We start from the raw sequence: 25,987 nt of genomic DNA, 5'->3' as shown, positions 1-25,987 counted from the left end.
GCACGGCCTTGTTGCCTAAATAACCTGAGAGTGTACTATGACGGGAGTACATATTTTAAAGCCCGGGAGGAAGCGCCTGTGGGTCGCGCTCGCGTACCATCGTCAGGAATTTCGCAAGCAATTCATCATGCTCCTTCACTTCTGCTGGCGCACAAGTAATGGCCGCGTAGGGCGTTTTCATGAGGGCGTGATTGATCATCTGAGGGTTCGGCAAGCCAAGTAGGTCACGCAAGCGCAGTACTGCAAGGATTTCTGTGGGATACACTGCGAGAAATTCCGAGTCAAATTCAAATTTTCCGGAATTGCTTTCACGGTCATTTAATGCAATGCGCGCCACGTGTGTATCACAGGCAAGCCGCAGCGAGGACAGCACTACATCGTTATCGGTGCTGCGCCAGTTGGCGACCAATGGTTCCCATTCCGGGTCAGATGGCAATGCATATCTTTTCAAATCGAGCGGCTGCCCCAACCAGTCGCCGACGATCGATAGGGCGAAGGCTGCGTAACGTAGCGTCGTGTCATACTGCCGATCATGGCCATCACGCATGCCGTATCCGCCTTCGATGGCGTCGAATATGGTTTGATGCAAAGGTTTAACGAGTTCCGGGCGGCCCATCGCAATGGCGCCGAGCATCAGGTGTGCAGATCCATTGAGGTCGCAGTATGTCGTCCGTTGCGAGTTCTTCATGCTGAATACATCAATCGCTTCGGCATAAATCATGCGGCTGAAACCGAAAGCCATATGCCGATTCGCCGATTCAAATTGATTCACCGCTGCCGCTAGCAGACCTTGCTTGCACTCCTGCAGTCCCAGTGAAAACAGTCCAAATATTCCGTCGACCGAGGCTGCAACACTTCCCTTGCCGGCCATATAGTCGTCAAAGTGATCGGTCGGGAACGAACGGCCTGATGCCCATTCGGGTGTCTTCTTAAGGATCTTTACCAGTCTTCCTATTGTTTCTTTTGTCATAATGTATTAACCAATACTATTTTTAGGAGTAGTGTCTAGTGTGCTCGTGGCGATTCACTATTGATCTATTCTTGATCTCGTCGTGGCTACCACCGCACGCGGCGCGCAAGGTCGAAAGCGTATCCGGGCCGCGCGCCCCGATTAAGTCTAAGAAAGCTGAGCGATCTCTTCATCGAGTATATTGACGAAGAGATCGAAATTCAGGATGCCCGTACCGATGCACGAAAATACCGTACTGCCCGCCGCATCCGTGATGGTCAGTTTCTCAGTCCAGTTACTTAGATTCATGCACTTCAGGCTGGCAAGAGGCCACCTTGCTCCGTCCACATGTAAGCTTTCGGTCGATATCGCCAATTCATGGGTCTTGAAATTCAGGAAATCACCGAAGAATCGTTTCTTGTAAACTTCGCCACCACTAATATAATGAAAGTTAACGCGTTCACCGTCTGCCAGCTTCTGTTTTAAAACGGGCATGCGGTGCGACACGTAACGGGAACGAAACTCATCCATGAAATCATCAAACCCCTTAAGTTCTCCAGTTGCCCATATCCATGGCTGGTCGGCGCCTGTGCGGTAGGCAAAATTGTTGATCATGCCGGTCATGGCGGTGGTGCCCCCAGCGAATAGATACAGGTCCTGTATATCTGCAAATGCAGCGTAGCTGCGAATGCCATCAGATTCGTGGATCACACCGTCTTCATGCAGTTCAAAACGGCTCTTCTGCCGCTTAAGCATCACCGCGCGCATCACCAGCACCAGCAGTGCGAGCAGCAATAAAAAAGCCGCAGCACCATAGAGAATATGTATGTTGCTGTGTGTACCTAATTTTGTGCCGTTACGCAGCGACATGGCAGAGGTGTCACTCAGCGTCTTTTGGGGCAGGGTCGTACTCAGATACAGCACAAAACCCGATACCGCCGCTAGGATCGCTGCGAATACCGCAAATAATACCGGCACCGTCCGGCTATGGAAAAACACTGCGAGCGCTTTACTGGTGTGCGGTATGTTTAAATGGCTCATGTAATCTTCCTTTTTAATGATAGGGGAGGAGTATTGCCCGGATGTCGAAACATACTCGGGCCGCATTGTGTCCTATCTGCTGCCGGAATGACCACACACGTGTACACTTAAATGCCCTCGACGCTTGAATTGAAACGTCTCTTCTATATAAGAAACATGGTCATTTCCACTTGGCCCGTTTTAGAACCGGAAAGGTACGCCAGCGTGTCGGGGGAGGCCTGAATCAATTGAATACGACGAGCCACTCTAGTCCGTTCATATGCTGAGTGTCGACCTGTTCGCCAATACGATTGACGAAGAAATCAGTCAGGCACTTTACGCTTGATAGGGGCTGCGTGAGCCAAGCCTCACTGTGCGTGAACTGGATCTGGACGGTCCAAGCAAGGCTGGGAGTCCCTAAGAACCTCATCACCGGCCGCGCGCGACTGGATCATGCTCTGCCATGAGAGGGGGCACATGTTCTGGTCCGGCCAGATGAGCAGCGAACCACGCACTTCAACGCCGTGTTGTACTCCGTCCAGTTGGTCGTTCGATACGTCGGTTTGCTGGGTGTACACCTGCCGACAGTTTCCCCGAGCCGCGATTCAGGCGTCGCTGGCGGAAAATTGTGCAACAGAGCCACGACGAAGTGCGCGCCCTGATCGCCAGACTGGAACTGTGCCTGGCGCGATCTCCATCGCAAGCCGATGCCGGCCCATCCGCCCAGGGCGAGAATTAGGCCAAACTAGGCCGGACGCAGCGCGATGCCGTCGAAGAGGGCGTCGATCAGCTGATCGGCGTGCAATTCCGCCTGCTGCGCCGTCATCGTATCGATGCCGTAGATGCCCTTGAGCAGGTTCATCGACGATTGCACGGAGGTCAGCATGCCGGTCATCATGATGCTGCCATACTCGACAGGATAGCGCTTGAGCAGCCCCTGTTCCTGGCATTCGAGGATCAGCGCGTCGAGCCGCGCGTGGAAGGGCTTCATGTAGGTGGCGATGATCCAGTCCAGCCGGGGACCGCCCTGGGCCACTTCCTTGAAGACCAGCGTATGCGCGGCCGGGTGCAGCACATTGATCACGGCAAAGGTTTTCAATTGCGCTTTCAAGTGCGTCAGCGGGTCGGCCGACGCTAATGTCTGGTCTACTGTGCGGGAAAACTCTTCCGCTTCCGCATACGCGCCCGCCACGACGGCGCGCCACAAGCCCTCCTTGCTGCCGAAGTGGTAATTCAATAGCGGCTGCTTGACGCCGGCCCGCTGCGCGATCGACAGCACCGACGCGCCTTCATAGCCCTTCTGCGAGAACTCGATCTCGGCCGCCTGTATCAGCCTTTGCTTGCCATTCGCTTCCGGCGCCGCCGTCGGCGGCGTGTCGGCATTGAACAGCGTGGCTCTCCAGGCGGGGCCGGCTTGTGTGGATTGCTTGTCGTCTGCTGTCATATTTTTCATTGAAGGTCACGCCACCGGGCTGTTCTGCCCGGTTCTTATTTCATCCTGTCGCGCAGCCGCAACGCTGCCCGCTTGCGCGCCATTATACGGCGCGCGCGCCGACCGCCGTCGTCCGATGCATGTCGTGGAATTGCTGTTGACTTCAATCTTATAACTATATAAGCTGCGCTGATACTTATATAAATTGACGTGGCGGACCGACCGTCATGACAGGAGACAGATATGCATGAAACAGACGTACCGGTGCTCATCGTGGGCGCCGGCCCCATAGGCATGCTCATGGCCGCCTTGCTGGCGGACCGGGGCATCGCATCCCTGATCGTGGAGCAGCGCGACGATCTGCACCTGGCGCCGCAAGCCCATGTCATCAACAGCCGCACGCTGGAAATCCTCGCGGAAATCGGCATCGGCGACGCCGAGCTGGCCGGCATCGCCACGCATGCGGATGGCGCCAGCCATGTGACGTGGCGCCGCACCCTGGCCGGCGGCGACCTGGCCAGCATCGATATCGGCGGCTCCGCGTATGCGGCAAAGCTGGCGCGCTCCAGCGGCAAGATCACGCGCAATATCCCGCAGCACCAGCTGGAGCGCCTGCTGTTCCAGCACCTGTCGCGGCGCGTGCCGTGCCGCACGGCCTTCGGCCAGACCTGGCTGGGCGCGCAGCACGGCGAGGATCACGCCATCTCGCGCCTGAAGGATGGCGCCACGGGCAAGGAGTACCGCGTGCGCAGCAACTGGATCATCGCGGCCGATGGCGCCGGCAGCCGCGTGCGGCGCGAGTGCGGCATCGCGATGGAGGGCCAGACGGACCTGGCCAACCTGATCACCATCAATTTCGAGGGCGATATCCGCCACCTGGTGCAAGACCGGCCATCGATCCTGTTCTGGATCATGTCGGCCCGCTGTCCCGGCACCTTCATCGTGCACGACGCGGCCCGCTATTCGGTGTTCATGACGCCGTATTTTCCCGCCTGCGAATCGCCGCGCGACTATCCCGTCGAGCGCTGTGAGCGCATCGTGCGCGCCGCGCTGGGCGACGACGCCATGCCGCTGCGCGTTACCTCCACTTCCAGCTGGACCATGCAGTCGCACACGGCGCAACGCTACGCCCAAGGCCGGGTTTTCCTCGTCGGCGATGCGGCGCACCGTTTCCCGCCCACGGGCGGCCTGGGCCTGAACACGGGCGCGGCCGACGCGCACAACCTGGCCTGGAAGCTGGCGCTGGTCATCCAGGGCAAGGCGGGGCCGGCGCTGCTGCAGACCTATGAAGAGGAGCGGCGGCCGGTGGCGCTGGCGAATGGCCAGGCCAGCACGGTGAACCACCACAAGATGCGCGAAGTGAGCGACGCCCTGGGCTTGAACATGGACCATTTGCCGCGTCTGGCCAGGCTGCGCGCCAGCCTGGCGGCGCGGATCCTGCCGCGCGCCGTGCGCAGCGGCGTCAAGAAGCTGTTGGTGGCCCCCATCGAGGCGCGCACGGACAAGGTGCAACTGGCGGCCGGCGGCCCGCATGCATTGCAAAGACAGCGCGTGCAGCAGGCGGCGGAAAACCAGTTCGCCCATTTCAATACCATAGGTCTGGATCTGGGCTACCTGTACCGCAGCGCGGCCGTGCGCGGTGACGGCAGCCGCGCGCCGCAGGCCGGCGACCCGGTGCTGGAGCACCTGCCGTCGTTCCACCCCGGCGCGCGCTTTCCCCACTTTCATCTGGCGGCGCCGGTTGGCGTAAAACTGTCGTCGCACAGCCTGCTCGGCGGTGAACGCTTCGTATTGGCGGGCATGGGGCGCCACGCCGGCGCCGTGCATGACCTGGCGCGCCAGGCCGCCGCGGTGCTGGGCGTGGCGCTGCACGCGGCCGATCTCGACGCGCTCGTTCATCCGGACGAGGCCGGCCGCCTGGCCGCCTTCAACCAGCAGCAGCCCGATGGCCTGTTCCTCGTGCGCCCGGACGGCCATATCGCCTGGCGCCATGCGCACGTCGACCTGCCGCAAGCCGATGACCTGATCGGCATCTTTGCCAGCCTGTTCCATCTCGGTTTGCCCGCCCGGGCGGCCGTTCTTCACTGAAGGTATCGCCGTGATTTCAACTCAAACAGATAGCCACCGCGCGCGCGGTGGCGAAACGGCGCCTGTCGCCATCGTCGGCGCCGGTACGGCCGGCTCCGTGCTGGCGCTGCTGCTGGCCCAATATGGCATCCGCAGCGTGCTGGTGGAACGCGGCACGCAAGCGGACCCGCATCCGCGCGGCAACGTCTGGTCGATACGCTCGATGGAAGTGCTGCGTTCGATCGCGCCCGAGCTGGCGGACGACTTCAGGGAAGCGAGCGCGCCGCCGCTCAAGCTGCGCTACATCACCTGGTGTACGTCGCTGGCCGGCGTGGACCTGGGCCGCTGCGTACCGCTCGGCGATCCCGCCCACACGGCGGCCTTGCTGGCATGCAGTCCGTGCCGTCCCTTGCACCTGTCGCAGAACGTGGCAGACCCCATCCTGCGCGCGCAGGTGCTGGCGCAGCCCCTGATCGAATTTTTGCCCGGGCATGCGCTGGTCGCGCTGTCGCAGGACGCGCAAGCCGCCACGCTGACCCTGGCGCACTGCGCGAGCGGCAAGAAGGCGCAGCGCGCGGCGCGCTACGTGATCGGCGCCGATGGCGCGGCCAGCGGCACGCGCCAGGCGCTGGGCATCGCCTCGGCGGCGACGCCGCTGCAAGCGGTGGTGCAGATACATTTCCGGGCAAATCTGGCGCACCTGACGTCGGCCCGGCCCAGCCCCCTGTACTGGATACTCAACGCCGGCGTCGCCGGCGCGCTGTCCGCGCACACGGCCGACGACAGCGAATGGGTACTCAGCTGCGCCGTGCTGCCGCCGCTGTTGACGGCGGCCGACATCGGCGACGCGCAGGCGCTGGCCATGGTGCGTGCGGCCATCGGCGACGCAGAAGTGCCGGTGGAGCTGATGTCGGTGCGGCCGTGGAACATGGAATTGCGCCGCGCGGCGACGCTGCGGCGTGGCCGCGCGCTGCTGATCGGCGACGCGGCGGCCGGTTTTTCCGCCATCGGCGGCTTCGGCATGAACCACGGCATCCAGGATGCGGCCAGCCTGGCCTGGCGCCTGGCGCTGCTGCTGCGCGCCGGCGATGCGGCCGCCTTGCGCGACGTCTTGCTGGACAGTTATGCGAGCGAGCGCCGGCAGAGCATCGACGACCATGCGCGCCGCACGCGCGAGCTGTCCGGCCTGTCGGACCAGGTGATGGCGGCGGCGGGGCTCGATCCCGCGGGACTGGGCAAGCTGGCCGCGCTGTCGGCATCGGCCCCCGTGCGCCTGCTGCCGCGCGCGCTGGCGCGCAAGCTGGTCGGCGGCCTGCTGGCGGGCGGCCTGAAACCGCTGGCCAGGCTGGCCGAGGCGTCGGGCGACGGCGCCGTGCTGCGCACCCGCGTGCGGCGCACCATCGACAGGCAGCGCGAAGTGTTCGTCACGCTGGGCATGGACCTGGGCCACGCCCTGTCCCGCGGTTTTGTCTGCCGCGAGCCGCATCCGCATCCCCGTTCGCCGAACGCACATACCGAGTACTGGCCTACCACCAGCCCCGGCGGCCTGATTCCCCACGCGTGGAGCGGACAGCGCGGCAGCGACCTTTCCACGCGCGACCTGGCGCGCCAGCATCCGCTGACCCTGCTGGTGCAGGCGTCGCAACGGGCTGCATGGCTGGCCGCACTCGATGCCGTCAATGCGCAATGGGGCATACGCATCGCCTGTCCCTGCATCGACGACAGCGACGCGGCCCAGTTCCGCCTCGCCGCGCCAGCCTTCGCGCAGGCGCTGGAAATGGCGCCGGACGGCGCGCTGCTGGTGCGCGGCGACGGCGTGGTGGTGTGGCGTAGCCGCCATCGCTGCGCCGCGCCCGCGCAAGCGCTGGCGGACGTCTTTGCCACCCTGTTTTCCCACAATAACTACCAATCCTGATGCGCAGGACAGACCCCACCAAGGAGACACCATGAGCCATACCATGCAGCAATTCCCGATTCCCTGTTCCGACCCGCAGGCGCGCCAGCCGGCCAAGCTCGCGCACATCGTGCTGGCCTCGCGCCATTTCGAGGAAACCATCGACTGGTGGGGCATCGTGCTGGGCGCGCGGATCATGTTCCGCAACGAGCTGCTGTGCTTCCTGTCGTATGACGAGGAACACCACCGCCTGGCCCTGATCAATACGGCCAATTTCAGCTCGAAGCGGCGCGAAAGCACGGGGCTCGACCATGTGGCGTTCACCTACGCCTCGCTCGACGACCTGTTGCACACCTACGAGCGCCTGAAGAAGATCGACATCACGCCCGTCTGGTGCATCAACCACGGGCCGACGACGTCGATGTATTTCCGCGACCCGGACGGCGTGCAGGTGGAGCTGCAGGTGGATAACTTCTCCAGCCAGGAAGAACTCGACGTGTGGTTTCACTCGGGGGCGTTTGAAAAGAACGCCATCGGCGTGGAGTTCGACCCCGACTACCTGCTGGAGCGGCACCGCCAGGGCGATGCCGACCGGGTCTTGCTCGGCGCGGGCAATGTCGTCAGCCGGCGTTTCGTCACGCTGCCATGAGGCTGTGCAGTTTTTCCGCGCCTGGCATCGAGCGCCATGCGGGCGTAGCGCTCGACGGGGGGCGCCTGCTCGATATCACGGCCCTGCATGCGTCCGATGCGCGCTTCGCCAGCCTGCTGGCCATCATTGAACACGAGGCGGCTACTTTGCCCGCGATTCAGGCCAGCCTGGGGCGCGTGCTTGAAGCATCCGTCAGCGCGCACATCCACGCGGTGCATGCCGTCACGCTGGAGCTGCCCTTGCAGCCGCCGCAAATCCGCTGTTTCAGCGTCTACGCCCAGCATCTGAAGAACGCCTTCGGCCAGATACTCAAGCGCAAGAAGAATCCGCTGGCGTCCTTGCTGCTGCGCGCGCTGTTCAAGATTCCGCCGTCGTTTTATGCGGCGCCCGCCTACTACAAGGGCGTGCGCCTGAATCTGTCGGGTCCGGGCGACACGATCGCGCCGCCATCGTCCGGCCCCATGCTCGACTACGAGGCGGAACTGGGCGTGGTCATCGGCCGTGGCGGCAAGAATATTCCGGCCGGCCAGGCGATGCGGCATGTGTTCGGCTACCTGATCTTCAACGACTTTTCCGAACGCTCGCAACTGATGAAGGAGATGGGTTCACGCCCCAGCGCGGGACCGGCCAAGGGCAAGGACTTCGATGGCAGCAACAGCCTGGGGGCCTGGCTGGTGACGCGCGACGACATCGCCGACCCGCATGCGCTGCAGGTGACGGTCAGCGTAAACGGCGAATTGCGGGGCAGCGGCACGACGGCCGCGATGAGCCACAGGATAGAACGCATCGTCGAGTACGCGTCATGGAACGAGACCTTGCAGGCGGGCGAATTGCTGGCCACGGGCTGCGTGCCCAATTGCGCGGGCATCGAGCAATGGCGCTTCCTGGCGGCCGGCGACCGGGTCGAGGTGGCCATCGACGGGCTGGGCTCGCTCGCGAACATCATCGGCAAACAGGAAGGAGGGTAGTCAGCGCAGGCGTTTCAGGAAGAGTGTTATCCAAAAATTATAAATAACGGAGACTTGCATGCAAACGAAACATCTGGCCATCGCGATGGCCGGCGCGCTCGCGCACACCCTGGCCCAGGCGGACAACGGCTTCTTCCAAGTCGGTTATGGCGCCGAAGCGCGCGGCGTCGGCGGCGCGTCGGCGGCCGTCACGCGCGAAGTGCTGGGCGGCGCCAGCAATCCTGCCACCACCATATGGATCGACGGGGCCGGCGAACGCCTGGAAGCTGGCATGGCCATCATCCAGGGCAGGACGCGCATGTCGCGCAGCACCGCCGCCGCGCCCCTGCTCGACACGTACACGGACAGTGAACGGGCTTTCGAACCGGTGGGCGAATTCGCCTACGGCACCCTGATCAGTCCCGCCATGTCGGTCAGCGTGGTCGCCTATGCGAATGGTGCCTCGACCTTCTTGCCGGACTCGACGACGGCCTGTCCCGGCACGCTGGGCAATGCCATGTGCGGCGCGGGCAGGACGGGCGTCAGCATCCGCCAGCTGATCGTCGCGCCCAGCGTGTCGATGAAGGTGGCGCCCGACGTGTCGCTGGGCGCCTCGCTGCTGCTGGTGGGGCAGCTGTTCAAGGCGGAAGGGGTGCAGATGCTGGCCGCTTCCTCGCAGTCGCCGGGGCGGGTCAGCAACCAGGGCACGGCGACGGCCCACGGACTGGGGCTGCGCCTGGGGGCCTACTGGCGCACCAGCGAGCAGCTGGGCTTGGGCGCTTCCTGGTCGCCCCGCGTGCGCATGAGCGAGTTCGGCAAATACCGGGGCTTGCTGGCCGATGCGGGCCGCTTCGACGTGCCGGAAAACTATCTGATCGGCCTGTCCCTGGCGGCCACGCCGCAGCTGTCGCTGCTGGCCGACTACCAGCGCATCAATTACAAGGGCGTGGCGGCGCTGGCGAACCGGCCCTTCGATGGCGGCAATCCGTTCGGCAGCGCGGGCGGTGCCGGCAATGGCTGGGAAAACATGAATGTCTACAAGGGCGGCGTGCGCTACCAGGCCACGCCGCGCCTGCACCTGTCGGCGGGCCTGTCGTACAACACGGCCGCATTTGCCAGCGCCAGCACTTCGGCCAACATCAATTCGCCATCCACGTTCCGCCGCCATTACACGCTGGGTGCCGGCTATGCGGGCGGCGGCGCGCAGTGGTCCGCGTATTACCTGTATGCGCCGCAGGAAACGCGCAGCGGCCCCTCCGCGCTGGCCGCCGCCATGGGCTCGTCCGGGCGGGAAAGCATCGGCACGCGCCAGCAGATCATCGGCCTGCAATACAGCCATGACTATTGACTATCTCTCTTGACCACCCATTGACCACTTTGAAAATCCGGATCCCATGAACGCTCGCATCACACCACAAGCCGAGGCCCAGCCCACGTCCCTCGATGACCGCTTCCTACTGGAAAAGGGCCAAGTCTATCTGACCGGCAACCAGGCGCTGGTGCGCATCGCGCTGGACCAGCGCCGGCTCGACGCCGCCCAGGGCAAGAATACGGCCGGCTTCATTTCCGGCTACCGCGGCTCGCCGCTGGGCCGCTTCGACATGGAGCTGTGGCGCGTTGCGCCCGTCCTGAAGGCGGCGCAAGTTCACTTCCAGCCCGGCGTGAATGAGGATCTGGCCGCCACGGCTGTCTGGGGCAGCCAGTTCGTCGGCAGTTTTCCCGGCGCCCGGGTCGATGGCGTGTTCGGCATCTGGTATGGCAAGAGTCCCGGCGTGGACCGCGCCGGCGATCCGCTCAAGCATGGCAACCTTGCCGGCACCTCGCCGCTGGGCGGCGTGCTGGTGCTGGCGGGCGATGACCATAGCGCGAAGTCGTCCACCACGGCGCACCAGTCGGACTTTGCGCTGATCGCGGCCGGCATTCCCGTGCTGTACCCGGCGAATGTGCAGGATATTCTCGATTTCAGCCTGCGCGGTATCGAGATGTCGCGGCAGACGGGCTGCTGGGTGGGCATCAAGCTGGTGACCGATGTGGTGGAGTCGGCGGCGGAAGTGACGGTGGGCCAGCTGGCGCCGTTGCCCCAGCCCACGCCGGCTGCGGCCACGCCGGGCACTTCCCTGCACATCCGCAAGTTCGAAATGGCGCCAGCGGCGGAAGAGCGGCTGTATGTGCACAAGCTGCCGGCTGCCGTGGCGTTTGCCCGGATGGCCGGCCTGAACCAGCTCGTGTGGCCGGCGCCGCAGGCGCGCGTGGGCATCATTACGGCCGGCAAGTCGTATGCCGATACCATGCAGGCGCTCACGCGCCTGGGCGTCACCGCGGACGGACCGGTCGGGCAGCGCCTGCGCCTGCTGAAGATCGGCATGGTGTGGCCGCTGGAAGACCAGATCGTGCGCGACTTTGCACAGGGGCTGGAAACGATACTGGTGGTCGAGGAAAAGCGTCCGCTGCTCGAAGCCCAGCTCAAATCGATCCTGTTCGACGCGCGCCTGTCGCCGCCGCCCGTGGTGCGGGGCAAATTCGACGGCGCGCCGGAATGGTCGAGCTTGCGGGGACGGCCGGAGCTGCCCATCTGCTATGAGCTCAACACGGGGCTGATCAGCGCCGCCATCGCGAAACTGCTGGAGATGGCCGTGGCGGCCGGGAGCGCGCCCGCCTGCCAGGCGCCGGCCGGCGCCGTGCCCCTGCGCAAGCCGAGTTTCTGCGCCGGCTGTCCGCACAACATTTCGACCCGGCTGCCGCAGGAAAGCCGGGCGCTGGCGGGCATCGGCTGCCATACCATCGCCATGCTGAACGACCCGTTGAAAACTAATACGGTATCGCACATGGGCGGCGAAGGCGTGATGTGGATGGGGCAGGCGCCGTTCACGGACGAGGAACACGTGTTTGCCAACATGGGCGACGGCACCTACTTCCACTCCGGCTACCTGGCCATCCGTCAGGCCGTGGCGGCCAATTTGCGGATGACCTACAAATTGCTGTTCAACGGCTTTGTCTCGATGACGGGAGGCCAGCCCATCGATGGCGACATCAGCGTCGACAAGGCGGTGGCACAGCTGCAGGCCGAAGGCGTGCGCAAGATCGTCATCGTCACGGACGACGTGGCCGCGTACGCGCAGCGCCGCCAGGCGCTGAATGTGCCCATCTGGGACCGCACGGCGATGGAGCGCGTGCAGCAGGAGTTGCGTGCCTATCCCGGCTTGTCCGTGCTGATCTACGACCAGGCCTGCGCGACGGAAAAGCGCCGCCTGCGCAAGCGCGGCCAGCTGCCCGATCCGCAGGTGTGCACCTATATCGACCCGGAAGTGTGCGAAGGCTGCGGCGACTGCGGCGAACAGTCGGGCTGCCTGGCGATCGAACCGCTGGACACGCCGCTGGGGCGCAAGCGCAAGATCAACCAATCGTCGTGCAACAAGGATCTGTCGTGCGTGCAGGGCTTTTGCCCCAGTTTCGTCACCTTGCACGGCGCGACCTTGCGCAAGGCGGCCGGCGCAGCGGCGCTGACGATTCCGCCGTTGCCCAGCCCCGCCGTCGCAGACCGCTTCGAACCAGTATCGCTGCTCGTCGCGGGCATCGGCGGCACGGGCGTGGTGACCATCGGCGCCGTGCTGACGATGGCGGCGCACCTCGATGGCAAGGCGGGCAGTTCGCTGGACTTGACGGGCATTTCGCAGAAATACGGCGCGGTGGCGTCGCACATCCGCCTGGCGCCCACCGCCGGCGAGCTGCATGCGGCGCGCATCGGCGAGCACGAAGCCGATGTGCTGCTGGGCTGCGACCTGATCGTGGCGGCCGGCGCCGAGGCCATGTCGCGCCTGCGCCCTGGCCTGGCCAGGGCCATCGTGAATACGGAAGTGGTGCCGACCAGCGATTTTACGCGCCAGCCCGACTGGTCTGCCGATGCGGACAGCCTGGCGCAAGGCATGCGCAGTGTGCTGGGCGAGCGCGCGCATTTCGTTGACGCCTCGGAGCTGGCGCAAGCGCTGCTGGGCGATGCCATCCTGTCGAACATGCTGTTGCTGGGTTGCGCCTGGCAACAGGGCTTGCTGCCCGTGAAGCTGGAAGCGATGCGCCGGGCGATAGAGCTGAACGGCGTGGCCGTCAAGGCCAACTTGCGCGCGTTCGACGTGGGCCGCTGGCTGATCCACGACCCGGCCGCCGTGCAGCGGCAGGTGCTGCCGGCCCAGCAAGTGCATTTCGCGCGGGCGCAGCAACCCAGCTTGCCGGCACTGATCGAAGACCGTTGCGCCAGATTGCAGGTGTACCAGGATGCGGAGCTGGCCGCGCTCTACCGCGAGCGGATGCAGGGCTTGCGCGCGGCGCTGGGCCAGGACGCGGCGTCGGAAAAGATCCTGCGCCAGGTCGCCACGCAATATTTCCGCGTGCTGGCCGTCAAGGACGAATTCGAGGTAGCGCGATTGTATAGCCGCAAGGAGTTCCGTCAGTCGCTGGCCGGCAGCTTCGAGGGCGACTTCCAGATCCGCTTCCACCTGGCGGGCGGGCCGTTCGGCAAGACCGATGCGGCCACGGGACAGGTGCGCAAGACGGCCGTGGGCGCCTGGGTGTTGCCGGCCTTCCGCCTGCTGGCCAGCCTGCGTTTCCTGCGCGGCGGGAAGCTCGACCCGTTTGCGCGTGGCGCGGAAGCGGCCTTGAACCGGCGCATCCGCAGCCTCTATGAAGACGACCTGGCGCGCATCGCGCAAGGGAAGGATAGCGGCGGGCAGATGCTGGAACTGGCTTCCTGGCCCGAGGGCATACGCGGCTACGGCCACGTGCGCGCACGCATGGCCGACGCTGCGCTGGCCAGGCGCGCCGGCATTGCGTATGCTCCCCGCTGACAGCTGTTCAGCCTACCTTGTGACGGACTCAATATGCCAACTTCCCTGACTTCCCTCGCCAGCATCGGCGATTTGCTGGCCCTCGAAGCGGCCAGCGATTTGCCGCTTGATGGCGTCGCCAGCACCTACGACTTGCTGCGGCGCGGCGCGGCGCGCGCGCCCGATGCGCCGGCGCTGTCCTTTTTCATGCGCGCACAAGACTATGCGCGAGCCCATGTCTGGAGCCATGCCGAGAATCTGGGACAGATCACGCGCGCGGCGAACATGTTCCGCAAGCTGGGCCTGGAGCGGGGCGAACTGGTCGCCTTCATCCTGCCGAACCTGCCGGAAACGCACTGGACGATCTGGGGTGGCGAAGCGGCCGGCATCGTGATGGCGATCAATCCCATGCTGGAAGCCGCCACCATCGGGCAATTGCTGCAAGCCGCGCAGCCGCGGCTGGTGGTCACCGTGGCGCCCGCCAGCGGCCAGGAGCTGTGGGACAAGGTGGCGCAAGCCGTTGCCGGCATCGCCAGCCTGCAAGCCATCGTGGCCGTGTCGACCGAGCACTATGGGACGGCGGCGCAGGGGGCCGGCGAGGCCGCGCCGCTGCAGGTCGACTTGCCCGTGCACGATTTCCACAGCCTGCTGATGCGCGAAAGCGCGCAGCAGCTCGATTTCGCAACGCCGGCACTGGATGACGTCGCCTCCTATTTTTGCACGGGCGGCACGACCGGCATGCCAAAGATCGCCGTGCGCACGCATCTGACGGAAGTGGCCAATGCGCTGCAGGTGACGGCCGTGATCGGCGATGCGCTGATGCGCCCGGGCGACACCATGTTTTGCGGCTTGCCCCTGTTTCACGTGAATGCGCAGCTGGTGACGGGCTTGTCGAGCTGGAGCCATGGCGGCCATGTACTGCTGGCCACGCCACAAGGCTACCGCGCGCCGCAGCTCATTTCCCTGTTCTGGGAAATCGTCGCGCATCACCGGGTGGTGGCGTTTTCGGGCGTGCCGACGATCTATGCGGCGCTGCTGCAGGCGCCCAGCGCGGGACTGGACCTTTCCTGCGTCAAGCTCGGCATCTGCGGCGCGGCGCCCATGCCGCAGGAGCTGTTCAAGCGCTTCATGGACACCTTCGGCATCCGCATCGGCGAAGGCTACGGCTTGACGGAAGGCGGCTGCGTCTCGACCCTGAACATCCCGGGCGGCGATTACCGCTATGGCTCGATCGGCTTGCGCCTGCCGTGGCAAGGCGTGCGCATCGCCATTCTCGATGCGCACGGCGCCTATGTGCGCGAGGCGCAAGCGGACGAGATAGGCGCCTTGCTGATCCGGGGGCCGAATCTGTTCAAGGGCTATCTCGACCCCGTGCACAACCGGGGCATCTGGGTAGCCTGCCCGGACGGGGAGGGCAGGCAGCAGGACTGGTTCAATACGGGCGACCTGGGCCGCATGGAGGCGGACGGCCATGTCTGGCTTGCGGGCCGGACCAAGGAATTGATCATCCGCGGCGGCCACAATATCGATCCGAAGTGGATCGAAGAGCCGCTGTGCCGCCATCCGGCGGTGGCGCTGGCCGCCGCCGTGGGGCGGCCCGATGCCTATGCGGGCGAGCTGCCCGTCGCGTATGTCCAGCTGCATCCGGGAGCGACGGCCACGCCGGAGCAACTGCAGCAATTTGCCATCGAACACATACCGGAACGGGCCGCGCTGCCGAAGGCCATCCATATCGTGGCTGCATTGCCGACCACGACGGTGGGGAAAATCTTCAAGCCCGACTTGCTGCGGCGCGAAATCCTGTCCGTCGTGCAGGCGGAGGCCAGCGCCTTGCAGCTCGAGCTGCTGACGCTGGAAGCGCGTCCCGATGAGCGGCACGGCACTGTCATCGAATGGAGCGCCGCGGGCGACACGACGGCATTCCAGGCCGCGCTGGCGCGCTACACCTTCCAGCACAGGGTGCGGGTGCTCTAGAACGCTTTTTTTGGCGGAAAGCTCAAGGCAGGTTGAACTTGTAAAGCATATATGACTGAATCGCTACCGGTGCTTTGGGTTACGCGACCGCAAGGGCTGCGAAGTGACCAGAGAATGTATGGTTGGAGGAGGTTCCATGATGACTTGCTCTACGAGAAAGGTTTATTACACGGACGAAGTCGTTGCCAGAATGCGCACCGACACACGGTGTTTCGGATTGCTGCCGTTCATCAAGAAAATGGCCCAAAAACACAAGCTCCCGGTCGGCCGCAGCTGGCGGATGGACGAAATCTACATCAAGGTCAATGGCATCTGGAAGTATCTTTACCGTGCCGTCGACACGCTAGGCAAGACTGTCGACTTCCTGCTCACAGCGAAGCGTGACATGACTGTTGCGAAGCGCTTTTTCAAAAGGCGATAGCGTCGAACGGCGATCCGGAAGGACACGGCCGTCCAGTTTAAGGGCAGAAGTGCCATGCCCGGATAACTTCGCCCTTTGATCAACAACGCGACAAAACCAAGCTCAGTTCGCTCAACAAAATTCGTCAGGAAATCGCCAATATGATAGAGCCGGTAACACCGCACATACACTCAGGTAACGTTTCTCAAATTGACATGTGACGATACAGGTTGCTGCGTATCCACTGCCCATTTCCAGCATCCGAGTTCTGTGTCTGCCACAGGCGGAAATCCGCGTCGGCAGTCAATGCGTCCATGCATTTTCCATAGTCAGCAAATGTTGCAAAAGGGACTGTGAATGACAAGTTCCCGGCTTCGCCAACGTTCACACTCCATAATGATGGTTCTGCGCCATACTTACGCCACAATGCAGCAACGACCTTGACGCTTTCTATCAGATTGATGAAATTGCTGCCGGGCTGCGGACGAAATTCGTACTGAACGAGGATGTTCATGGCAACTCCTTTACGTTGAACGGGATGCAAGATCAATTTTAAGTGTAGCGAGAAATGTCAAACTAACAAGTAAAATTTCTTTATTTGGAGTTCGGTTACATCGGTCTCGTTCGTACTGACTTTGAGACGACCTTGCACTTCGGCCAACGGTTTGCTTGGCTGTGAGAGAAGTGCCCGAGAGCGGTTGAATACGTAGGTGGGGAGCTTGAGGTCAGGTGGCAAGGCACCAGCTAGGAATCAAGAACCGTTGACTAGATATTGTTAAAAATTCAAGCAATTGCTATGCCCCCCCCCCCCGCGACGCTCGCTCTCCCGTCCAAATGCATGATTTATCCACAGTGCTGTCCACGTCATCTGCGGACAAATTCAGCTGCCATTTTTCTGCGCAATTGCTGGGCCAATACTCGGAGATAGTACCAGTCCCGCCGAAGGACTCAAACATGGCCATGCCGGCCTCGGATGTCATTCTCAGCAGTGATACATCTCATTACAAATGATGATTGGCGAAGGATGGCGCGGCGCAGCATAATTGATTCGTCTCCTCCAACTCCTCAAAGAATTGGATTCAACCCGCCCAAGTTGGCGGGTTTTTTTTAGCCCAAACTTTTAGCTTTGGGCGGAAGCCTGCGGCCAATTGGACATTTGGGGAGTGGTCTCATGTTGCGTTCTCTGCTTGCCTATAGAGGGAGCTCCCGTTTGTCGTGGGCAGGCCCAGCATGCACAAGGCAGTCTACACGGAGGCAAAAGCTAACCATCTCTGACCAGAGTCTTTCACACAAATATGTGAAACTTGCGCCGGAAGCAATGAATAGGTTGACAGTAGCGATAAGCGGAAATTACATAAACTATATAAATTAAATTTATTGTCCATTCTCATGGAACCCAAGTAGTTATCTGGAGTCTGGCGATTGTATCGGTCGTTTTTTTGTACTAAGAATGGAAAATATAAATATTTTTACAATTTTCGATGCATTTTGGAATTTGTATTTTTACCACTAAAAATAATAATTAAACTGCAATGATACTAATCGTGGGAGTATCCGATTGTACTGTGTGCTGCAGTGCGTCAATTCCGCGATGAGGGGCACGTTAGCGCCTTCATTCCTATGATTTGCCATGTAGGAGTTGCTATGAAATTACTTTCCTCTACTGTCACAATGTTGCTGGCACTTGCTATATCCCCATCGCTTCAGGCGAGTGCCCCACTTCCGGGCGTGGGTGCAAGCCCTGAAGGTACATCCGTGTCTGGCCTGTCGTCAGGCGCGTTTATGGCAGTGCAATACCAAGTCGCATACTCAGCCTCGGTCTCCGGGGCAGGAATAGTGGCAGGCGGCCCATATTATTGCGCTTCGAACTTCCTACTAACCTATGCCGGCATCTGCATGGGAACAGTTCCGTTTTTTCCACCCAATCCCAACTTAATGGTGGCGGCGGCCCAACTTTTCGCGTTAAACGGAGACATCGACCCACTAATTAGCTTGCAAAAAAGCCGCGTTTACGTTTTTAGTGGCACCAAGGATACTGTGGTGTATCAGTCAGCTGTTAATGCCACGGTCGATTTTTTTAAAGGTGTTGGTGTGCCAAACATAAATCTGGTCTATGTTAATAAAGTGCCGTCCGGGCATGCGTTATTGACACCAAGTTTTGGAAATGCCTGTAGTGCAAACAAGGCCCCGTTCGTCAGTAAGTGCACAGTAGGTAAGGCGGCATATGACCAACCCGGTGCAATACTTTCCCATATTTATGGGCCGCTCAATCCTCCCGCCAAGATACGTACAGGCCTGCTGCTAACATTCAATCAGCGTGAGTTCGCCGATACATCGACCAGTATGGCTGACGATGCCTATGCGTACATACCAGCAAGTTGTACCCAAGGTGTCAGCTGTAAAGTGCACGTTGCTTTTCATGGTTGCCTACAGTCGGAGAAGGTTGTCGGCGACGACTTCTACGGGAAAAGCAGTTATAACGACTGGGCCGATAGCAACAACATAATCATGCTTTATCCACAAGTGAACGATTCACAACCGCTTAACCCCCAAGGCTGCTGGGATTGGTATGGTTACACGGGGCCAAATTATGCATACAAGAGCGCACCACAGATGAAGGCTGTTCAGGCGATGATTGAGCGGCTCACGTTATCCTCGTCAGGGCCCATGGCGATGCATTGAAATCAAGTGATGACAGTATTCTCACCTGCGATGCATCTCATTACAAATGATGATTGGCAAGCTATGCTGCGGCGCAGCATATTTTAGCCGTCTTTTCCAGCTCCTCCAAAATTGAATTCAACCCGCCCTCAGTTGGCGGGTTTTTTTAGCCAAAAATTTCAGCTTCGGAGTGGATGCCTGTGGCCAGCAGGGACGTTGGAGGAGTGGCGTCATGCTGCATTCTTGGCCCGCCTATAGAGGGAGGCCCCGTTGTCGTGGCCAAGCAGAGCGCGCAAAGAGCAGCCCTCAGTCATCTATTGGGCGTGCTGGAAACCAGGTTTCGTGATGTTCAGTAAGTTCTAAGTGGACTGAGTCTAACGAACCAGGCCTGCAATCAACTTTGGGGAATCGAGTTCGCCGTAATGCAAGCGTCCAATGGAGCCGGGGTAGGCACCTGTCCGTTGTGGTCACACGCCTGATGCAGATGAATATGCCCCAGCATGAACGCATTGGCCTGTGCCTGAAACAGCGCGCCTGCGGTAAATTCATGGTCCATTCCCGCCATCGGCACCCCATGTTCTGTCATGCAGCCGATCACGGTACCGTGGGAGAGCGCGATGGCGGGAATGCGCCGCTGGCGCGCCAGTAGATTGCCTGGCGCGTAGCCGGCCAGAAGGTCAGCCAGATAGTGCCCCATGGCCTGTCCGGCTTGTTCCGCACCGACACTGGCGGCCAAATTCTCCTTGTTCATGGTCGGAACGCAGGAGCAGAGGAGGGCGCAGTCCGTGTCGCGCCAGTCATTGGCATCGAAGCGCGAGTGTGTGGAAGCCGTCCATTCACGCCGGCTGTTGAGAATGACCCGCTGCCGGCGGTTGGCCACGTGTATGGGATAACGGCCCCCTAGCGGGGAAAACAGATCCAGCGTACCGGGTGGTTCGTGTGAAAACGTCCCCTGCAACATCAGCACCGGGCAATGATCGGCCAAGCGCCGGATCTGGCGCGCAAGCGCCATCAACGCCGGCGAATGGGCGTCCAGGGCAGGCGCCACGCCAAATAGGCGTCGAGCCAGTACAGGACTGTTGCGTCGCGAAGCAGAAGCGGGCGTGCTATGCCATTCGAAGCGGCACCGGCTGGCAGCCATGGCGGAGAGCGGTGCTGGCCCGCCGCATCGATGTAATTGGCAACGGTCAATCTGGCGATCTCATTCGGACGTGCACCGGTATGGATAAGTATGAGGAGAAGGGCGATATCGCGCTGTTTGCAGCGGCTATGCCGTGCTGTGTGTAACACCAGCTGGTCAATGTGTGCCTGGGTAATGATCGGAAGTATGGTTGTGGCTGCCTGTTTCGCCAGCGGCACGAAGTGTTCCAGCGCTTTCAGGTAGTCTTTCCCATGCGCGCGGATGAGATGGGCAGTGGGAGTACTGTCCTCATCGAGGCGGACCACACCAACGACTGTCTGTAGATCCCGCGCCAAATCGCTGACGGATTTGGAGACAGTCGAGTTCGTTACACGAAACCGCGCTGCAATCTGGTCATAGGTCTGCCCTTGAAGCATGGCCAGAAGCCAGGTCGATGCGAAAGAAGGGGATCGTGGTTCCATATTTAGGCCTGCGTGGCAACGGTGCTTTTCACGATTGTTGCCGGGCCAGCTGCATGGCTCCAGTCGAAATTGCCCCTTTAAACAAGGTGTTTCGATGGTACAAGGAGAAAGAAGACTGCAAAAGCATGTATGAATTGTCTTAGAATGGCGTTGACTTGGCATGCCTGCTCAAGTCACATACAGGCCTCATCCAAATTTGTACCACTGTCAAGGAGTTCGTATGGATATCTCATCATTATCACTGGCCGAGTTAAAAAAGCTCGAAGCGCAAGTAATTCAAGAAATCAAGTCCCGCCAAAAAGACGAGCTGAAAAAAGCCCGTGCGGAAATGCTCGCTATCGCACAGCGGGTCGGCGTGCCGCTGACACAGTTGATCGCCGGCGGGCCAAAAAATGCAGCGAAGGGCGAGAAAAAGTAGTTCCAGCGATGTATCGCAACCCCGAAAATCCGGATCAGCAATGGATTGGGCGTGGACGCCAACCTTTGTGGGTCAAGTCTTGGCTGGAGAAGCATCAATCGCTTGATGGGATCCGTATCTAATTTGAGTTCCCTATTCTCATGCTTTTAGTCCGTGTCATTGGTCCTTGTCATTCTGAAGATTAGCTGTTGGGATTAGATATCTCATACGTGAGCGAGGAAGCTGTTTGGTACGGCTAAAATATTTATGGCGCCTTCGTCAATATCCTTAATTCACTAACTCATTCTCAATAATCGAATATCTTGTCTGATAGCACATTGGAGGATTTTTTTGAGGCAGGTCGTAGGCAGTTGCAAGGAAGAGACACATCATGCAGCGCGTCGTTGATTGGCTTGTCGTTGATGGTCAATAATGGATTTCGACCAGTTAAGACGATTCAGAAGTGGTAATTTCATGTTGATGAATACGCTTTATTTGCGTAGATGACAATGTGTCTTTGCACTTCATAATGCCTCAGTTAAAGGCTATTCGTCGCATTTTTTCTTGATGAATGCAATTTTTCTGGAATGTCACAAATGAGACAAGCTATTTGTCATACGAAATGCGCTCCCAGTCTTCAAGATCCTCTGGTATTCCAAGGATAGTGAGGTCAATGCCAGATGAATGACTAAAGGTGTAACCATGTGCCAAGTCCGCCGCGGCTTGTTCGGGTGAATGATAGTTCCCTAGTTTTTCATTGCAAAACACGGCATAAAATCGCCCCGTGGTTGCGTGGAAATCGATCTGCGCCAGTCCTTTTCGAGTCCCAAATATGTATATGGTTTGCATGTGGATTTTTTAGTGATGGATTTTAATATGCACTTACTACATCTAAGAAAAACCATAAGGTAGATGGAGAAAGTGGTCGAGAAGCGAATTGGAATCAATGTGTGGCGAGTATTATGGGGCATCTATACTGATGCGTATTGGATCTTGGTATGCATTCCCTCTTTTGATAGTTCGTTCAAGAATAATTTATTTGGCAAGATGGATGGCTTAAAAGATAAAAGAAATCTCTATTCTTTGCATGGGTGGATGACTCTTTGATCATCAAAATACAAGGTTTTTTAGATTTAACTATTTATTCCATATTGAATATATTGGCGCTTCTTGCAATTAATTCGAGAGATTTTAATCTGCCAGTTCGGTGGACTTGTTATCCATTGAATTGGCCCAGTTTTCTTCACTTCCGGGTAAACTATCAAATCTATGGCGCATCACCAAAGTATTATTGCATTTTAGGCTGACTTGGTATGGTTTTCCTTTGAGAAAGCTGTAGCTGGAAAGTTCATAGAAAGCTGCTAGGGCAGTTCCACAGTCAGATGTTTTTGTTGTGGACCATTGGAAAGTAAATTTCCTCAAGGTGGATAGGTAAACATAATAAATAGGTTTCTTTAGGTTTCTTGCAGACCGATAACGCTTAGCACTATTCTTCTTATTTTTTTCGGAGCTACGAAAACGGGGGAAGGATTGTGCAGGTAATCCTGTGTCAATAATGGACAAAATTGCCCTACTATGTACGAGCTCATGAGCGTATGCCGATGCTTCGATTTGCGCACCACGAAACGATTTGAAGGTGCTTGGTGTATCAATCGTCAAGGCTGGTTCAATGGTGGCGCATGTGTCGCCTCTCTTTGAGAGTAGAATCCTTCCTTTGTAACGGTATTCAGAGGTAAGTATGGCGCAAATGTGAAAAACGTAGCCATCTAAATGATGTTCGTGCGTAAATTCCATGGCAGGCATCTCCTTGATGGTATTGTGCAGCGATAAACTTCACCTCGGGAAATAATGCAAGCAAGCTTGATGTAGATCAATATAACCAATGTTCAGTTAATCAATTCCTCGCCTACATGTGCTAGTGGAAATGAAATTAAGTGTAGCGGTTTAATGTACCCGGACACTGATTTAGGCGAGAATGCTCGCCATGGAGAGGTGTTTGATGAGCAAGCAAAGACGTACGTTTTCCCCTGAGTTCAAACAGCAGGCGGCATGCCTGGTACTGGATCAAGGATATAGCCATACGGAGGCAAGCCGTCCGGTCGGCATCGGCGAATCAGTGCTGCGCCGCTGGGTGCAGCAGCTGCAGTTGGAGCGGCAGGGCATCACGCCACAGAGTAAGGCAATGACGCCTGATCAGCAGCGAATACAGGAACTCGAAGCACGCATTGCGCGTCTCGAGCGGGAGAAGTCCATTTTAAAAAAGGCTACCGCGCTCTTGATGTCGGAAGGGATAGAACGTACGAGGTAATCGATCAGATTTGTAGTAACGAGTCAATCGAGTTGATCTGCGCGGTGTTCGACGTAGCGCGGTCATGCCTGGATGCGTATCGGGAGCGCGCCCGGCACATTGATGTGGAGCGCATGGCATTGCGTAGCCGCGTGCACGAGCTGTTCGTCGAGAGTCGCAATTCGGCGGGAAGCCGCAGCATCATGGGCATGATGCGCGAGGAAGGCACGGCAATTGGCCGCTTCAAAGTCAGTCGTTTGATGGAAGAGCTGGGGCTGGTCTGCAAGCAGCCTGGCAGCCATGCCTATAAGCAGGCTACGGTGGAGCGGGTCGATGTTCCGAAACCTCAATCGTGAATTCACAGTAGAGGCGCCAAATCAGGTCTGGTGCGGGGACATCACCTATGTCTTGGCACAAGGCCGATGGTATTACTTGGCAGTGGTGTTGGAGTTGTTCGCTCGCCGAGCGGTGGGCTGGGCATTTTCGCTACGCCCCGACGCGGACCTTGTTGTGCAAGCGCCGGAAATGGCTTACCAGCAGCGAGGTCGACCGCAGGGGCTGCTGTTTCATTCGGATCAAGGTAGCCAGTACGCCAGTCGAAAATTCCGTCAGCGCTTGTGGCGCTATCGGATACGACAGTGTTCGTTTGCGAGCGGAATTGATCCGGTCGATTTGACCCTCCCTCCATGTCCTCGCGAACGCAGCGACCCTGTCGTATGACCCCTCGAACCCCAATTCTTTTAGGTCCTCATGGATCTGCTTTAGCGTGCGTCGCTGCTTGCGCGATGTAAGCGTCTGCCCAGTACCGTGTTGAGGTTCCTGGGTTAAAGCGAGATTATGCTTGTCACACCGCTGGTAAGCGGAGTTGAGCAGGCCAGTTTGGTGGCACAGTTCCAGGGCAGAAAGCCATCGACCCGGCTGACGGAGTGGAGTGTCAGGAAAAATCAGCCTACCGCAGAAAATTGTGGTTATGATCAAACAGTCATATCGTTAACGCCGCTCATCGTCGAAGGCCACCCCATGCAAGCACCACTTCAAGCAAAAAATGTCTCTGATGCCGCCCAAACGGACACTGCCACGAAAGTTGCACGGACTGGGGTACTTGCGGACAACCGGCCCGAGGCGCCGGCGCAACGTAAACTGGCCGAGATGATGAATAACAGCCCGCGTGTGTTGCAGCGGCGGGCGCTAAGCGACGTCATTCACAACAGTCCGCGGATGGTGGCGCAGCGTCATCAAATGAATGCGCTCTTTGGCGAGGCGGTCAAACCGCAAGGAGATGGTGCAATTCGAGCGGAGGCGTCGCCGGCGCAGCGCAAAGAAAAAACAAACAATACCGGCCTACCCAATCGATTGAAATCAGGAATAGAGTCGCTCTCTGGCATGAGCATGGATCATGTGAAGGTGCATTTTAACTCGCATAAGCCGGCCCTTTTGCAGGCCCACGCCTATGCGCAGGACAGTGACATTCATGTGGCGCCCGGGCAGGAAAGGCACCTGCCGCATGAGGCCTGGCACGTCGTCCAACAGGCGCAGGGCAGGGTGGCACCGACGCGGCAGATGAAAGGCGGCGTGAACGTGAATGATGATGCCGGTCTCGAGCATGAGGCCGACATCATGGGCGACCTGGCGCTTGGCGAAAGCACTGGCAAAAATGCGCACGACTCACCACAGGCCAGCGTGGAAGCGTTCGCACGCGGGCGTGAAAATCCGGTTCAGAAACGCTCGTCCACTGTAGCGGCCCAGCCGATAGTGCAACGCAAAATTGGTGAGGAGGCCAATGTTATTTTTGGACTGTCGGGACGCAGCCTTGAGCAGATAAGACTTGCGATTGCGGCGGGCTATACAACATTTGACGGCGCCGATTCTTACGGCGGGACGATTTTGAGTCTGGCGACGGCGATTGACGAGGCGGTCGCGGGTGGAAGAACGCGAGACGAATTTGACATCATCTACAAGGTCGATCACACACCTCCCGCGGGGCTTGATGCGCACATTCGGGAAGTCGCTGCGCGATTCGATGGCTATATTGACCAGGTACTCATTCACAAGGTGACCGATGCGCCGCAAGCAGCTCTCTACCAGCCCATTTTGGCTCTTCTGAAAACCGACGGTGTCATCAGCGGCTTGGGGGCCGGCGATGTGGGTGCCGGAATGGATGCGCAGTTCGCCGATAAGGACAGCTTTGAAATCAATGCCATTGAAATTTTTAACGGCGCCGATCACGAAGCCCTGGTCACCAGGCTCAATGAAGCCGACAAGCCAGTGTTTGTCTACAACGTGATCGGTGCTTTGAAGGAATTCCTGGGCCTTGGCGATTTGAATCCCAGCCACATCCAACTCTCTGCCATGGTCCAGCGGATTAAGGAGCTCGTCCCCAAGGCAGAGCCCATCCTGAGCAGCGGCGATCAGGCAAGGCAGCTCGCCAACAAAAATGTGTTTGAAATTGAAGACTATGCAGCTGTTGGTACAGCGCGGGATGCAATCATCACGGCGACGGCGGACGCGCCTGAAGCAGCGGAAGGAGCGGTAAGCATTGCTGACATGCCGGAGGGGCTAAGGGACAGGATGATGGGCATCCTTTATGGCGGTTTTGACTGGGCAGCGGAAAACCTGTTTGTCAACGAAGCGGATTATGGCAACGCGCGAGACCAGAACCTTGCACTGTTCACACCGGACGAACGCGCGCTTCGCTATCAGGGCGTGCGTGCCGATGCTGCAAAAAACTTCAGTGTACACCAGCTGATTGAGATGCTCTTCGATAGTCATGGCAATTGCCATCGTGTGGACGGCAGCAACTTCTTGTTGCGAGGCTTCGACTTGATCGAATGACGCATCAGCCGGTTCAATGCTTCTTGACCGTGGGTCTGTCGCGTGCACTGACAGCGGGC

19 protein-coding genes and 2 pseudogenes are annotated in these 25,987 nt (G+C 59.4%); 13 read left to right on the top strand and 8 right to left on the bottom strand.

Translation table 11 applies throughout. The features are described from left to right. Positions 1–55: 55 nt before the first annotated feature. The 3 genes from AC07VI_RS09365 to AC07VI_RS09355 all read right to left on the bottom strand — a co-directional run bounded on the left by AC07VI_RS09365 (position 56) and on the right by AC07VI_RS09355 (position 3,413). Positions 56–970 carry a hypothetical protein gene (locus AC07VI_RS09365; RefSeq protein ID WP_492994559.1) on the bottom strand — a complete coding sequence of 305 codons (915 nt, stop codon included), beginning with the start codon at positions 968–970 and terminating at the stop codon, positions 56–58. Between the two features lie 147 nt (positions 971–1,117). Continuing rightward, positions 1,118–1,990, bottom strand: coding sequence for a hypothetical protein (locus AC07VI_RS09360; protein ID WP_492994557.1), 873 nt, complete (start codon positions 1,988–1,990; stop codon positions 1,118–1,120). A 724-nt stretch (positions 1,991–2,714) separates the two neighbouring features. After that, complete coding sequence (locus AC07VI_RS09355) at positions 2,715–3,413, bottom strand: TetR/AcrR family transcriptional regulator (protein WP_172404790.1); 699 nt, start codon at positions 3,411–3,413, stop codon at positions 2,715–2,717. A 231-nt stretch (positions 3,414–3,644) separates the two neighbouring features. Here AC07VI_RS09355 and AC07VI_RS09350 point away from each other — a divergent pair, with 231 nt between their 5' ends. The 8 genes and pseudogenes from AC07VI_RS09350 to AC07VI_RS09315 form a co-directional block, all read left to right on the top strand. Continuing rightward, entirely contained in the window at positions 3,645–5,489 is a 1,845-nt protein-coding gene (locus AC07VI_RS09350; RefSeq protein ID WP_099375875.1) for an FAD-dependent monooxygenase, read from the top strand. Positions 5,490–5,499: 10 nt separating this feature from the next. Next, positions 5,500–7,383 (top strand): FAD-dependent monooxygenase, encoded by a 1,884-nt coding sequence (locus AC07VI_RS09345; protein WP_193068894.1) that lies wholly within the window; start codon positions 5,500–5,502, stop codon positions 7,381–7,383. Between the two features lie 31 nt (positions 7,384–7,414). Next, positions 7,415–8,011, top strand: coding sequence for a VOC family protein (locus AC07VI_RS09340; RefSeq protein ID WP_086147529.1), 597 nt, complete (start codon positions 7,415–7,417; stop codon positions 8,009–8,011). After that, on the top strand, positions 8,008–8,979 hold the full coding sequence (locus AC07VI_RS09335; RefSeq protein ID WP_492994553.1) for a fumarylacetoacetate hydrolase family protein: 972 nt from the start codon (positions 8,008–8,010) through the stop codon (positions 8,977–8,979). Before AC07VI_RS09340 ends, AC07VI_RS09335 begins: the two co-directional genes overlap by 4 nt. Positions 8,980–9,037: 58 nt before the next feature. Further along, positions 9,038–10,306, top strand: a complete 1,269-nt coding sequence (locus AC07VI_RS09330; protein ID WP_492994551.1) for an OmpP1/FadL family transporter — start codon at positions 9,038–9,040, stop codon at positions 10,304–10,306. Between the two features lie 46 nt (positions 10,307–10,352). Further along, a complete protein-coding gene (locus AC07VI_RS09325; protein WP_099375879.1) occupies positions 10,353–13,796 on the top strand; it encodes an indolepyruvate ferredoxin oxidoreductase family protein in 3,444 nt (1,147 codons plus the stop codon). Positions 13,797–13,829: 33 nt separating this feature from the next. Then, positions 13,830–15,749, top strand: a complete 1,920-nt coding sequence (locus AC07VI_RS09320) for an acyl-CoA synthetase (protein ID WP_099375880.1) — start codon at positions 13,830–13,832, stop codon at positions 15,747–15,749. 217 nt (positions 15,750–15,966) lie between these two features. Next, positions 15,967–16,190 (top strand): annotated as a pseudogene (locus tag AC07VI_RS09315) (DDE-type integrase/transposase/recombinase); the annotation flags it as partial. 164 nt (positions 16,191–16,354) lie between these two features. Here AC07VI_RS09315 and AC07VI_RS09310 read toward each other — a convergent pair. Continuing rightward, positions 16,355–16,663 (bottom strand): hypothetical protein, encoded by a 309-nt coding sequence (locus AC07VI_RS09310; protein WP_086147524.1) that lies wholly within the window; start codon positions 16,661–16,663, stop codon positions 16,355–16,357. A 1,130-nt stretch (positions 16,664–17,793) separates the two neighbouring features. On the opposite strand from AC07VI_RS09310, the gene AC07VI_RS09305 reads away from it, so the two are divergent. Beyond that, on the top strand, positions 17,794–18,831 hold the full coding sequence (locus tag AC07VI_RS09305; RefSeq protein ID WP_099375881.1) for an extracellular catalytic domain type 2 short-chain-length polyhydroxyalkanoate depolymerase: 1,038 nt from the start codon (positions 17,794–17,796) through the stop codon (positions 18,829–18,831). A 373-nt stretch (positions 18,832–19,204) separates the two neighbouring features. Here the strand turns inward: AC07VI_RS09305 and AC07VI_RS09300 are convergent, their stop codons facing one another. Together AC07VI_RS09300 and AC07VI_RS09295 are read right to left on the bottom strand one after the other, a co-directional pair. Further along, the gene (locus AC07VI_RS09300) at positions 19,205–19,858 is read right to left on the bottom strand and encodes a hypothetical protein (RefSeq protein ID WP_143450754.1); all 654 of its coding nucleotides are present in this window, start codon (positions 19,856–19,858) and stop codon (positions 19,205–19,207) included. Next, the gene (locus tag AC07VI_RS09295; protein ID WP_143450755.1) at positions 19,822–20,412 is read right to left on the bottom strand and encodes a hypothetical protein; all 591 of its coding nucleotides are present in this window, start codon (positions 20,410–20,412) and stop codon (positions 19,822–19,824) included. The genes AC07VI_RS09300 and AC07VI_RS09295 overlap by 37 nt, the downstream gene beginning before the upstream one ends. A gap of 220 nt (positions 20,413–20,632) precedes the next feature. Here AC07VI_RS09295 and AC07VI_RS09290 point away from each other — a divergent pair, with 220 nt between their 5' ends. Together AC07VI_RS09290 and AC07VI_RS09285 are read left to right on the top strand one after the other, a co-directional pair. Beyond that, entirely contained in the window at positions 20,633–20,830 is a 198-nt protein-coding gene (locus tag AC07VI_RS09290; RefSeq protein ID WP_226936043.1) for a hypothetical protein, read from the top strand. Positions 20,831–20,838: 8 nt separating this feature from the next. Beyond that, positions 20,839–20,952, top strand: a complete 114-nt coding sequence (locus AC07VI_RS09285; RefSeq protein WP_413465895.1) for an H-NS family nucleoid-associated regulatory protein — start codon at positions 20,839–20,841, stop codon at positions 20,950–20,952. A gap of 463 nt (positions 20,953–21,415) precedes the next feature. Here the strand turns inward: AC07VI_RS09285 and AC07VI_RS09280 are convergent, their stop codons facing one another. Together AC07VI_RS09280 and AC07VI_RS09275 are read right to left on the bottom strand one after the other, a co-directional pair. Beyond that, complete coding sequence (locus AC07VI_RS09280) at positions 21,416–21,658, bottom strand: hypothetical protein (protein ID WP_139842596.1); 243 nt, start codon at positions 21,656–21,658, stop codon at positions 21,416–21,418. 342 nt (positions 21,659–22,000) lie between these two features. Further along, complete coding sequence (locus AC07VI_RS09275) at positions 22,001–22,603, bottom strand: hypothetical protein (protein ID WP_492994545.1); 603 nt, start codon at positions 22,601–22,603, stop codon at positions 22,001–22,003. Positions 22,604–22,808: 205 nt separating this feature from the next. Between AC07VI_RS09275 and AC07VI_RS09270 the strand changes: the two are divergent. After that, positions 22,809–23,735, top strand: a pseudogene (locus tag AC07VI_RS09270) (IS3 family transposase); the annotation flags it as partial. A gap of 198 nt (positions 23,736–23,933) precedes the next feature. After that, on the top strand, positions 23,934–25,928 hold the full coding sequence (locus AC07VI_RS09265; protein WP_492994543.1) for an eCIS core domain-containing protein: 1,995 nt from the start codon (positions 23,934–23,936) through the stop codon (positions 25,926–25,928). Positions 25,929–25,987 lie beyond the last annotated feature (59 nt).

This window comes from Janthinobacterium sp. GW821-FHT03A03 (genome assembly GCF_059421435.1).
The sequence above is the reverse complement of the archived record's forward strand: the minus strand, read 5'-3'. Positions and strand labels throughout refer to the sequence as shown.